General features: G+C 49.7%; 10 protein-coding genes. 5 read left to right on the forward strand and 5 right to left on the reverse strand.

Features of this window, described 5'->3' with window-relative positions:
* Positions 1 to 54 precede the first annotated feature (54 nt).
* Positions 55 to 513, forward strand: coding sequence for a hypothetical protein (locus tag T499_RS0104400; RefSeq protein ID WP_198021238.1), 459 nt, complete (start codon positions 55 to 57; stop codon positions 511 to 513).
* Here the strand turns inward: T499_RS0104400 and T499_RS0104405 are convergent.
* The gene (locus T499_RS0104405; protein ID WP_033149869.1) at positions 490 to 1401 is read right to left on the reverse strand and encodes a glycosyltransferase family 2 protein; all 912 of its coding nucleotides are present in this window, start codon (positions 1399 to 1401) and stop codon (positions 490 to 492) included. The genes T499_RS0104400 and T499_RS0104405 overlap by 24 nt on opposite strands.
* Positions 1402 to 1533: 132 nt before the next feature.
* On the opposite strand from T499_RS0104405, the gene T499_RS0104410 reads away from it, so the two are divergent.
* Both T499_RS0104410 and T499_RS0104415 read left to right on the forward strand, forming a co-directional pair.
* Complete coding sequence (locus T499_RS0104410; protein WP_013063861.1) at positions 1534 to 2076, forward strand: 30S ribosomal protein S16; 543 nt, start codon at positions 1534 to 1536, stop codon at positions 2074 to 2076.
* A gap of 9 nt (positions 2077 to 2085) precedes the next feature.
* The gene (locus T499_RS0104415; RefSeq protein WP_033149870.1) at positions 2086 to 3258 is read left to right on the forward strand and encodes a glycosyltransferase; all 1173 of its coding nucleotides are present in this window, start codon (positions 2086 to 2088) and stop codon (positions 3256 to 3258) included.
* Here the strand turns inward: T499_RS0104415 and T499_RS0104420 are convergent.
* Complete coding sequence (locus T499_RS0104420; protein WP_033149871.1) at positions 3206 to 4321, reverse strand: glycosyltransferase family protein; 1116 nt, start codon at positions 4319 to 4321, stop codon at positions 3206 to 3208. The genes T499_RS0104415 and T499_RS0104420 overlap by 53 nt on opposite strands.
* Positions 4318 to 5268, reverse strand: coding sequence for a glycosyltransferase family 2 protein (locus T499_RS0104425; protein ID WP_033149872.1), 951 nt, complete (start codon positions 5266 to 5268; stop codon positions 4318 to 4320). The genes T499_RS0104420 and T499_RS0104425 overlap by 4 nt, the downstream gene beginning before the upstream one ends.
* 95 nt (positions 5269 to 5363) lie before the next feature.
* On the opposite strand from T499_RS0104425, the gene T499_RS0104430 reads away from it, so the two are divergent.
* Entirely contained in the window at positions 5364 to 6821 is a 1458-nt protein-coding gene (locus T499_RS0104430) for an oligosaccharide flippase family protein (protein ID WP_033149873.1), read from the forward strand.
* Here T499_RS0104430 and T499_RS0104435 read toward each other — a convergent pair.
* Positions 6782 to 7960: a porin gene (locus tag T499_RS0104435; protein ID WP_013063537.1), complete on the reverse strand. Its 1179-nt coding sequence runs from the start codon at positions 7958 to 7960 to the stop codon at positions 6782 to 6784. The genes T499_RS0104430 and T499_RS0104435 overlap by 40 nt on opposite strands.
* A 116-nt stretch (positions 7961 to 8076) precedes the next feature.
* Entirely contained in the window at positions 8077 to 9528 is a 1452-nt protein-coding gene (gene rlmD / locus T499_RS0104440; RefSeq protein WP_033149874.1) for a 23S rRNA (uracil(1939)-C(5))-methyltransferase RlmD, read from the reverse strand.
* 201 nt (positions 9529 to 9729) lie between these two features.
* Here rlmD and ppdK point away from each other — a divergent pair, with 201 nt between their 5' ends.
* A complete protein-coding gene (ppdK, locus tag T499_RS0104445) occupies positions 9730 to 12450 on the forward strand; it encodes a pyruvate, phosphate dikinase (RefSeq protein ID WP_033149875.1) in 2721 nt (906 codons plus the stop codon).
* The last annotated feature ends 54 nt before the right edge of the window (positions 12451 to 12504 follow it).

Here is a 12504-nt window from a genome sequence, read left to right on the forward strand (position 1 = left end):
TACCTTATAAATTATTACCTTTGCACCGTGAAACAAAGATGGATTGATATGAAGATGAAAGAAAAAGTTACAATTTTACTGATCGCCCTGATGATGGGTCCGATCGTAAGCTATGCAGAGGATGCTCAGGTCACCAGTGAGTGTGACACCACTTATATTAAGCTCGACGAGAATCGCGTGCCCATTACACATGTAAACTTGACATACGACGAACTCGTAGAGAAGGTTGGTGAACTGGAGACAATCCTGGAAACTGATGAGTTCCAGCTCTATGCTGCAGGTGATTACACCTATAAGGTAGTAGGTGGAATTGTTACATCTATGGCCATTCAGATTGCTGATGATAACAACGACAAGGTGGTTTACAATCAGATTCTGAACACACTGGCTAAGAGTAACTCACTGAAGGATACGCATAATACTGGCGGTAACTACTACCAGTATGCCGACTTCCAGATTCAGTTCGACGACTTTGAAGGTTACGAGAAACTAACCTTCTCGGTGCTTGAGTAGAGTAAGGAAATACCCCAAGCGGTATAATTGGTAAAGAGAGAGTAGAGGGCGGGATCCACAAAGGTTCCGCTTTTCTGTTGCTCCAAACAATCGGTGCCACAGGCGGATGAGCCACAGAATGGCGGGGATATGGATACCCTGAACTAATGTGAGCAAACGCGAATAGCCTCTCAGTTCGTTGCGGAATTCGCAGAGTGTGCGCAGACCTTCTTCGGTTTTTGCCACAAAATCGGCATTCGATTCGAAGGTGCAGAACCCAACAGGATTATCGATATGAACAATGGGCACATGATGGCGCTGCAGCGTTTTGCCTAACAACACATCTTCGTAGCCATAATGCCTGATGCGTTCGCAGAAAGGGTGTTGCAACATCAGTTGGCGTTCTATCAGCAGATTGGCAGTGTGCAGATGCTGGTAGGGGCGCTTCTGGCGTTCTGTTGCTATGTGGTTCAGTTCCTCGGATTTCTCATAACGATAGCGTAGCAATTGTTTCTGTTTATCGTTTGTGGCTTTGATTACCACACCACCATCTACCACAGTAGCTGGTAAGCATGATAAATAGCGCAAAAGAAAATCGGGGCTGATGATACTCATATCGCTATCTATATATAATAGGTACGCGAGGGATGACTCGCGAGCCAGATAATTACGGATGGCAGCACGCCCCATGTTTTCGGGCTGCCTTAGGAATCTGCAATTACTCAGATTATCTATCGCACTGTTAGCCTCGATACAACTTGGATCTGTCGACCCGTCATCGGCTACAAGTATCTCAAAATCAATGCCAAGATTTACCGCTTGCTCATGCAATCGGTTTACCAGTTCCACGCATACCTGATTGTACACTGGAATCAGAATGGATAACTGTTTTTCGTTACGTTGTGACATTTCAGAGTGCAAAAATACAAAAAAAGATGAAAATATTTTGTGGATTGACGGAAAAGTTGTAATTTTGCACCCGCTTTTACGAGTTAAGAGCATGAAATTCAAATTATTAACAAAAAATTAAAGATTTAAAAAATGGCAACAAAAATCAGATTGCAGCGCGGTGGTCGCAAAGGTTATGCTTTCTACAGCATCGTAATCGCCGACGCTCGTGCACCACGTGATGGTCGTTTCACTGAAAAGATTGGTACTTACAACCCTAACACCAATCCTGCCACAGTTGACCTGAATTTCGAGCGTGCACTGTACTGGGTAGAGACAGGTGCTCAGCCCACTGACACTGTACGTAACATCCTGAGCCGTGAGGGCGTTTACCTGATGAAGCACCTGAAGGGTGGCGTAAAGAAGGGCGCTTTCGATGAGGCTGCTGCACAGAAGAAGTTCGACGCCTGGAAGGCTGACAAGCAGAACGGTCTGAACAAGATCGCTGAGGCTGAGGCTAAGGCAAAGAAGGACGCTGCTGCTAACGCTTTGAAGGCTGAGAAGGCTGTTAACGAGGCAATTGCTAAGAAGGTAGCTGATAAGAAGGCTGCTGAGGCTGCTGCTAAGGCTGAGGCCGAGGCTGCTGCTGCCGCTGCTGAGGCTCCCGCTACTGAGGAGGCTCCTGCTGAGGCATAAGGCTATGCTATGCACATACTCGAAATCCCTTCATTCTTTACCCCTTACGGAGGCGAGTTCTGTTTGGAGCAGGCTAAAGCTTTAAAGGCTTTAGGACATGAGGTTCGTATTTTAAGTAATGTGCAATTAGGTATCACCATCGGAGGGAAGGACTTTCTGGTCCTTCCCTCTTGTCGTTTTGAGCACGAGCGCGATGGCATTACCATTTATCAGAGCTTTCAGCGTGGTTTGCCACGCATGGTACACCACAATGTCATGCGTTGGGTGGATATAGTGTGCTCGATGTTTACCGAGTATGTAGCTAAATACGGCAAACCGGATATTCTGCATGCCCACTGTGCTAAATGGGCTGGCTATGCTGCCATGATTATCAGTAGGGAGTATGGCATACCATATGTTATCACCGAACATCTGCCCAAACTGATTCTGGAACCCGAATTGGGGCCTGCACCTTCGACGGCTTGGCAGGTGCCGCTGCTGAAGGAGGCTTATCATGAGGCTGCCCAGGTGATTACCGTGTCGGATGAGCTGGTGGCTGAGTTGGCTGACTATTTTGGACATGATTTTTGCCATGTCACCATCAGCAATGTGGTGGATACCGACTTCTATGCATTCAAGAAACGACAACCCTTGGATGGCCGTCCGTTTGTTTTCTGTTGCCCTGCGGTGTTTAACCATCGCAAAGGCTATGACGTGCTGTTCAAGGCCTTTGCCCTTTTGGCAAAGGTGTGTCCTGAAACAGAATTGCATATCGCTGGACGTGGTACTGATAGTAAGGACTGCCGAAAGCTGATGAGATTCTATGGACTGAAAGGCAACGTGACATGTCATGGCGCATTGGATGCCGAGGGGATGAAACGGCTATACTATCAGTCGGATGCCTTGGTGCTGGCCACTCGCAATGAGTCGCAAGGACTGGTGATAGCCGAGGCGATGAGCACTGGCATACCTGCCATATCAACCCAAGGGGTGCCCAAGAGTATGCAGTTGGATGCTGGTTTTCGCTATGTGCCAGTAGGCGATGCCGAAGCTTTGATGAAGGAGATGCAGAAAGCCGTCGGCCGACCTGTGACAGAAGAGGAAGGGCGACGTTTGGCAGAACTGGTGGAAAGGCGTTTCGCGCCAAGTGTTATCGGCGCTCAGATTGCTGAAGTAATGACTGGTACATGGCCTCGTAGCTGAGGGCAATCTGTTTGTAATCGTGATGTTTCTTGACGTAGCTGATGCTGTCGGCCTTTAATTGGTTGATTATTTGAGGATGGGTTATCAGCCACTCTAACTGGGCGCACACACTCTCATAGGTGGGCTCAACATTGATGATGGGGCGCAGACTGGTTTCATGAATCAGGTCGTATTGTTCGGGTTCGCCACCGCCCACCACGATGATGCCCTTGCTCATGGCCAGCAGCGAGTTCATGGAAGGGGTGTAGCTGTATAGTTGGTCGAGCATTACGTCGCTGCTATTCATAGACTGCTGATAGTCGGCATAGGGCAAGTTCTCCACTTTGATGATATCGCAGGAGTCGGGATGCTTGGCGGCTATGTGCTCCAGAGCACTCAGCATGATGTCGGTGCCCTTGTACTGGCTGCGAGCCTTGTCGATGCCGATGAAGAAACGTAGGCGTTTACCATCGAACAGGTGGGTTGGGGTGTCGTTCTCTATCTCTATGGGCAGCGGGATATATTCGCTCTTCTCGGGGAAATAATGGGCATAGCAAGCCTGGTATTCGTAGAGGCAGGTGGGGATTCGGTCGGCATCTTCCATCACATAGCGACAGTAGTCGCCCTTGGCCGTGTTTACATATTCGTGAATAAACTGTTGGGCAGCAGCGTCGTTGCGCATCTGGTTGCCAATATAGAAATCGCCATATCTGAAGGTCTTGTGGTGCAAGCCATCGTCCACCCAATACCAGTCGCAACCAAAAGCCCCCACCACCATTTTGCGGTTGTGACGGCGCAGAAAATCGTAGAAGAAATACTCTCTTTCTGCCTTTAAGCCGAAGCAGTCGGGATTGATGAGTTGCACGATGTCATAGCCTGTGAAGCGTGGCAGCAGACTGAGCATCCGGGCCATGTGGCGGATGCCGGAAAAAGGACCATCGCTGCGCCGTATATCGATGTCGCGCGGCAGATCGTGAAACATATTGCCATTGCCCACCAGTGTTACTTGATGGCCTAACTCGCGCAGTCCCTTTGCCAGTAGAGTGTGCAGCGTGCTATAATCCTCAAAGAGTAGTATCCTCATCTTTCTCGCTTCATGAGTGGCAGCACCTTGACAAGGGTGGCCAAACCTAATTTACTGTTCGACAGGCGGCGGAACCACTGGTATTTGCTGGTGTAGTTGCGATTGGGTAGGGGGAACAAACCCTCGGCACGCAGCACTTGGATACGTTGCAGCGTGACGGATAGCGAACGGGTTTGGATGATGGTGTTGTAGAGATAGTCCATCGTAAGCTGGGCCACTCTGCGATCCATAGCCAGCTGATCGTTCTTGGGCAAACGGTCGGCCATCTTGTTCAACTCAAAAATCACCTGCAGGGCATTGGTATGTCGTTTCTCTATGTGGGTTGCATCCTGGTTTGTAGTGATAGAGTCGGGGCGCTTATTGTAGCTATAAGCTTTTGCCTGGGTGGGATAAACTACCTCGGCACGTATCAGCAGTTGAGGGGTAAAGAGCTCGTCCTCGTGATAGATGCCTGGTGTAAATCGCAAATCGCTTAAGGTAGTCCGGCGGAACAGGTAGCCACAGGCTGATCCGTGGATGTTGTGGTGACGCATAAAACTGGTACCACTGGTGGCTGGCTCGTCGGCGAAATCAAACAGCACCATGTCGGCATCGGTATGCTTGCGGATGATGTCGAGACAAGCATTGTAGCCCGATGTAATCAGTTGGTCGTCGGCATCCACAAACTGCAGATATTTGCCGGTAGCCATCTGGATACCTGTGTTGCGGGCCACACTCAGTCCCTGATGCTTCTGTCGCAGATAAATCACTTTATCGGCATAACGCTGGAGGGCTGGTAACGGACTGTTCTCGGAACCATCGTCGACAATGATAACCTGACGTTCCTGGTCGCTGAGCGATAACGCAGAGATACTGTCGAGGCACTCGCAAAGCAGTTTTACGGGTAACTCGTAATAGGTGATGATAAAACTCACCATCGGTGTTGATTCTTGTTGATTTGCTACCATTATGGCTGCAAAGGTACGAATAAGCGAGCAAAATTCCAAATTAATTTGGATAATCATAATAATTTGCTTACTTTTGCGTTTGTTTTTAAGGAATTATGAACGAAGAGCGCAACGAGAGTTATAGCCACGTGCTGAAGTACACGGGTGTATTTGGCGGGGTGCAAGGCCTGAATGTGTTGATAGGTCTTGTGCGCAATAAATTCGTGGCCATGCTGCTGGGTCCTGGTGGTATGGGTTTGGTGTCGCTCTTTAATACCACGGTGCAGCTGATATCACAGGCCACTAACTTAGGTATTGCCATGAGTGCGGTGCGCCATATATCGGAATGCTACGATGCCGGCGATACCGAGCATACTGCCCACTATGTAAAAGTGGTGCGTGGCTGGTGCTTACTTACTGCTTTGCTGGGTATGCTGGTATGCGTGGTTTTAGGTCCGTTTTTCAGTAATGCCACCTTCTCGTGGGGCAATCACACCCTGCATTTTGTGTTGTTGGCGCCTGCCATTGGTATGCTGGCTATTACGGGAGGCGAAACGGCTATCCTGAAAGGCGTGCGAAAGCTGGGGGCCTTGGCTTTGGTACAAATTGTAGCTGCCTTGGCGTCGTTGGTTATCGCCATACCTATTTATTATATGTTCGGTCAGGCAGGTATCGTGCCTGTTATTGTGCTGATGGCGTTTGCTACCATGAGTGCCACATTATGGTTCTCGTGGCGCATATTTCCGTTGCAGTTGCGAGGCACGCGAGGCATTCTGGGCGAGGGTATGGAAATGGTACGCCTGGGTGTGGCATTTACGTTGGCAGGCATTGTGGGTAGCGGGGCCGAGATGTTTGTGCGCTCGTACCTGAATGTGATGGGCGATCTTGAAGTGCTGGGCCTTTATAATGCAGGCTATATGCTTACCATTACCTATGCAGGTATGGTGTTCTCGGCTATGGAAACCGATTATTATCCGCGTCTCTCGGCTGTTAACCATGATGTGGCAGCAACCAATCTTACGGTGAATCGCCAGATGGAGGTGTCGCTGTTGATAGTGGCCCCCATGCTTACAGCCCTCATCGCCTTGTTGCCAATACTTATTCCTTATCTTTTTACCAGCGAGTTTGTGCCCGTAGTGCCTATGGCGCAGGTGGCTGCATTGGCCATGTTTTTCAAGGTGCTCACAATGCCTGTGGCTTACATCACGTTGGCACGAGGCTATTCGATGACCTATCTGATGTTAGAGGCAGCGTATTATGTGGCGTTTGTGCTGCTGATGGTAGTGGGCTATCAGTATTGGGGCTTGCTGGGTACTGGTATTGCCATCACATTGGCGCATGTGTTCGAGTGCCTGATGATTAACGGTTATGCTTATAAAAAATACGGCTACCGTATGTCGGCAGCCGTATATCGATATGCAATCGTATTGCTTTTGTTTGGATTTCTCGCCTATGCCTGCACCATCTTCTTGGATGGCATCGTCTACTGGTTGGTAGAGCTGGTGGCTATCGTGGCGAGTGCTCTTTATGCGCTTCAGAATCTGAAGTCGAGCTCCATGTCGAACAAGTTGTAGTTGTGCTTAGCCAGCGAGCGATCGTTTACACGTGAATACTCAGCATGCAGCTCGAGATTCTTGGTAAAGCGATAGTTCAAACCGCACTCAACCTGATTAACTGATGTAGCCCATTCCTTCTGATTACGGTAGGTCTGATAACGAGCCTTTGCGTAGAGCTTGCTCTTAACCAGAGGCACGATACCAAATACGTACCAACCATCGGCCTTGTCGCCCTTGCTGTAGTCGATCTCACGTACGTTGTTACCAGGCGACTTAGCACCCCAACCCTGGCTGTGGATATACTCAGCGCGGAAGGTGTAATCGTTCAGGTCGTACTCGGCTGACAGGGCATAACGGTTCTTCTTAATACTGATGGTTTTGCCAGTATTAGGATCCAGCATGCCACCACGGCTACCTGTCCATCCGAAGGCACCGATGCGCAAGCCCTTGATAGGCATAATCCATGCACCACCGATGATATCCTTACGGTTGTCCATATCCTTCTGGTTCACACCCTCACCGTTGTAGATTCCCAGCTGATAGTGGAACACACGGCGACCATTGGCGTTGGGGAACAGATCACCCGAGAACTGGATACCGATATCACGACCACCTGACGACTTCTCACCTGTACGGTCACCAAAAGCAGAGAGCTTGTTGATTACGTCGGCATAGCTACGCCATCCCTGTGTGATGGGGTGGGTGGGGTTCTCGTAAGTGAAGGCACGCTTGAACTGACCTGCACGAATCTTGAACTCGGGATACTTACGCCACTCAGCATAGAGGTCGACCAACTGAACGGTAGGCTGACCAGGACCGGTAGCGTTGGTGCCCTGAATCTGGGCACGCCAGTCGAAATCACCAATCTTACCATCTAAGATGAAACGGGCCAGACGCAGATTAAATGTATTGCTGTGCGCATTATCCTTGTCCTCGGCCTGATACTGCAGCATGCCGTAGCCGCTGAATTTGATGTTGTTTACCCAGGCGGGTACCTCGATGGTAGCCTTCTGCTGTGTAGCCTCCATAGAGTTGAGAAGTGCTACGTCAGCATCTGATAAGGGCTCCAGATTATCACTTGCTTCAACCAGATTTTCGGCGTTAGCTGTGATTGTCATCGACGCCATAAGCGCCATCATCCAAAATACCTTTTTCATTGTAATATGAGTTTAAAAATTAGTAATGTAGTTGCTCGTCAAAAATGTTTTTAGTTAAACTTGGGGCAAATATATGAAAAATTATTGAAACTCCCAAGTATTTGCCCCAAATTATTTTATCTGCGCTCCAGCAGCACCACGTTCTCTACGTGTGGTGTGTGGGGGAACATATCAACGGGTTGAACAGCTGCCACGCGATAATCTACGTCGAGATCGTGCAAATCGCGAGCCTGAGTGGCTGGGTTGCAACTTACGTAAACTATGCGCTTTGGTGCTGCTCCAAGAATGGTTTTTACCACATCGGGGTGCATACCGGCACGTGGTGGGTCGGTAATGATTACATCCGGACGTCCGTGCTCGGCAATGAATTCTTCTGTCAGAATATCCTTCATATCGCCTGCATAGAACAGGGTGTTGCCAATCTTGTTTACTTCAGAGTTGATCTTGGCATCCTCGATAGCTTCGGGTACATACTCGATACCAATCACCTTGCGTGCCTTCTTGGCTACAAAGTTGGCAATGGTTCCTGTACCTGTGTAAAGGTCGTAAACCAGTTCGTTGCCAGTAAGTCCGGCAAAGTTGCGGGCTACCGAGTACAGGTGGTAGGCCTGCTCGGTGTTGGTCTGGTAGAAACTCTTGGGACCAACCTTAAACTTTAGGTCCTCCATCAACTCGTAGATGTGGTCGATACCCTTGAATACCAATATCTCCTGGTCGCCGATGGTATCGTTGCACTTCTGATTGTCGAGATACATCAGCGAGGTAATCTGTGGGAATTTGTCGGCGATGTGCTGCAGCAGTCCCTTGGCCTGTTCCTCGCTCTGGGCCAGCGCCTCGGCCGATGTGCGGTCGTAGTGGAACTGGAAGATGACCATCCACTCGCCACTGGCGCTGTTGCGGATGATGATATCGCGCAGCAGTCCTACCTGGGCACGCAGGTCGAAGAACGATAAGCCGTTGGCCATCGCATACTCACGGGCCTCGTTGCGAATCTCGTTCTGCAGGTTGTCCATCAGCCAGCACTTCTCAATAGGCAGAATCTTATCGAAAGCACCTGTGATGTGGAATCCGATAGCTGGTACGTCCTTCAAGCTCTGGCTCTGGTCGTTGGGCAATGTCTGAATCTGCTCCTTGGTGAGATAGCGCTTGTTGGCGCATCCGAAATCAAGCTTGTTACGATACGCCTGAGTGTGAACGCTACCTAGGATAGGCATAAACTCGGGCAGTTCTATCTTGCCTATGCGGTGCAGCTGGTCGTACACCTGCTGCTGCTTGAACTTGAGCTGCTCTTCGTAAGGCAGGTTCTGCCATTTGCAACCACCGCACACACCGAAGTGGGCGCAGAAGGGGGTCGCGCGTACCTTACTTAATTCTATAAATCTAACAACCTCGCCCTCGGCAAAGGAGTGTTTTTTGCGGCGAATCTGTACATCGCACACGTCGCCAGGCACACAGAAAGGCACAAACACCACCAGATCGTTCCAGTGGAACAAACATTTGCCCTCGGCAGCCACAGCTTCAATCACCACGCCCTCAAGGAGCGGTAATGGTTTCTTGTTTCTTGCCATAATCTTTCTTAATTTGGCTGCAAAGGTAGTGCAAATTGAGCGAAAAACCAAATTTATTAATGCCTTAAAGGTCAAAAAAACAAAAATGTAAGGTCGAGTTTGCAATTTTTGCTTTATTTTCTTGTGTATTTGATGGAATTTTAATATCTTTGCAGAATCTAATCAAAAATAATTTATCATCAACAAAAATAAATATTACGTATGAGTCAGAAAAGAGTTTATCTCTTCGGAAATGGAAAGGCCGAAGGAAACGCAAAGATGCGTGAGGAGCTTGGCGGTAAGGGTGCTAACCTTGCTGAAATGAACCACATTGGTGTGCCTGTTCCTCCAGGTTTTACAATCACCACAGATTGTTGTAATGAGTACTATCAGGTTGGTCAGCAGAAGATTATGGAATTGCTGAACGATGACGTGATGGCTGCCGTGAAGCACATTGAAGATTTGATGAACTGTAAGTTCGGCGATGCCCAGAATCCTCTGTTGGTATCTGTTCGTTCTGGTGCCCGCGCCTCAATGCCTGGTATGATGGACACCATCCTGAACCTTGGTTTGAACGACGAGGTTGCCGAGGGTATGGCTAAGAAGACAAATAATCCTCACTTCGTGTACGACTCTTATCGTCGTTTCGTACAGATGTACGGCGATGTTGTACTCGAGATGAAGCCCGTAAATAAAACTGATATCGATCCATTCGAGGAGATTATCGAGAAGGTTAAGAAGGAGAGTGGTGTTGTGCTCGATAAGGACCTCTCTGTTGAGGACCTGAAGAAGCTGGTTCAGCTGTTCAAGGCTGCCATCAAGGAGCGCACTGGTAAGGACTTCCCCAACGATCCTATCGAGCAGCTTTGGGGTGCTATCTGCGCTGTGTTCCGTTCTTGGATGAACGAGCGCGCTATCCTGTATCGTAAGATGGAGGGAATCCCCGACGAGTGGGGTACAGCCGTATCAGTAATGGCCATGGTATTCGGTAATATGGGCGATACATCAGCTACTGGTGTATGCTTCAGCCGCGATGCTGCTAACGGTGAAAACCTGTTCAACGGTGAGTATCTGGTTAACGCTCAGGGTGAGGACGTTGTTGCCGGTATCCGCACACCACAGCAGATTACCAAGATTGGTTCTCAGCGTTGGGCTGAGCGCGCTGGTATCTCTGAGGAGGAGCGCGTTGCCAAGTATCCTTCGATGGAGGAGGCTATGCCTGAGATCTATGCCGAGCTGAATGGTATCCAGGATAAGCTGGAGCATCACTATCACGATATGCAGGATATGGAGTTCACCGTACAGGAGGGCAAGCTCTGGTTCCTCCAGACACGTAACGGTAAGCGTACTGGTGCTGCTATGGTTAAGATTGCTATCGACCTGCTGCACGAGGGTATGATTGATGAGAAGACTGCTATCCTGCGCTGCGAGCCTCAGAAGCTCGACGAGCTGTTGCACCCCGTATTCGATAAGAAGGCTTTGGCTTCGGCTAAGGTTATCGCTCAGGGTCTGCCTGCTTCTCCAGGTGCTGCTTGCGGTCAGATTGTATTCCACGCTGACGACGCTAAGGAGTGGCACGAGAATGGCCACAAGGTAGTACTCGTACGTATCGAGACCTCTCCTGAGGATCTGGCTGGTATGGCTGCTGCTGAAGGTATCCTCACCGCTCGTGGTGGTATGACATCTCACGCTGCCGTTGTGGCTCGTGGTATGGGTAAGTGCTGCGTATCGGGTGTTGGTGCTCTGAATGTAAGCTATAAGGATAAGACTGTTGAGATCGACGGTGTAACATATAAGGAGGGCGACTTCATCTCTCTGAACGGTACAACTGGTCAGGTATATGCTGGCGAGGTTCCAACCAAGGCTGCCGAGCTTTCTGGCGACTTCAAGGAGCTGATGGACCTGTGCGACAAGTACACCAAGCTGCAGGTTCGTACCAATGCTGATACTCCACACGATGCACAGGTAGCTCGCGCTTTCGGTGCTAAGGGTATCGGTCTTACACGTACCGAGCACATGTTCTTCGAAGACCAGAAGATTGTTGCTATGCGCGAGATGATTCTGGCCGACAGCGTTGCCGGACGTGAGAAGGCTCTTGCTAAGCTGCTGCCTTACCAGAAGGCTGACTTCAAGGGTATCCTCGAGGCTATGGACGGTCTGCCCGTTAACATCCGTCTGCTCGATCCCCCTCTCCACGAGTTCGTTCCCCACGATCTGGCTGGTCAGCAGACCATGGCTAAGGAGATGGGCGTAAGCTTGGAGGAAATCCAGCGCCGTGTCGACTCACTCGCTGAGAACAACCCAATGCTGGGTCACCGTGGTTGCCGTTTGGGTATCACATTCCCTGAGATTACCGCTATGCAGACCAAGGCTATCCTCTCTGCAGCTTGTGAGCTGAAGAAGGAGGGTAAGAACCCAATGCCTGAGATCATGGTTCCGCTGATTGGTACTATCAACGAGCTCAAGCAGCAGAAGGAGGTTATCCAGTATGCCGCTAAGGAGGTATTCGCTGAGTATGGTATCGAGGTTGAGTTCGAGATTGGTACAATGATTGAGATTCCACGTGCTGCCCTCACAGCCGATCTGATTGCTTCAGAGGCTCAGTACTTCTCATTCGGTACTAACGACCTTACTCAGATGACCTTCGGTTACAGCCGCGACGATATCGCATCGTTCCTGCCTGTTTACCTCGATAAGAAGATTCTGAAGGTTGACCCATTCCAGGTACTCGACCAGAAGGGTGTTGGCCGTCTCATCAAGTTTGCCGTTAATGAGGGTCGTGAGGTTCGTCCTGACCTGCGTTGCGGTATCTGTGGTGAGCATGGTGGTGAGCCCAGCTCAGTTAAGTTCTGCGCTAAGATTGGCATGAACTACGCATCTTGTTCTCCATTCCGCGTGCCCATCGCCCGCCTCGCCGCCGCACAGGCAGCAGTTGAGGAGTAATCCCTTCAATCACTATAAAAAAGAACCCCGTCAAGTTTTACCTTGGCGGGGATT

Source organism: Prevotella sp. RM4, from assembly GCF_000701965.1.
In the GTDB taxonomy this organism is placed as follows: domain Bacteria; phylum Bacteroidota; class Bacteroidia; order Bacteroidales; family Bacteroidaceae; genus Prevotella; species Prevotella ruminicola.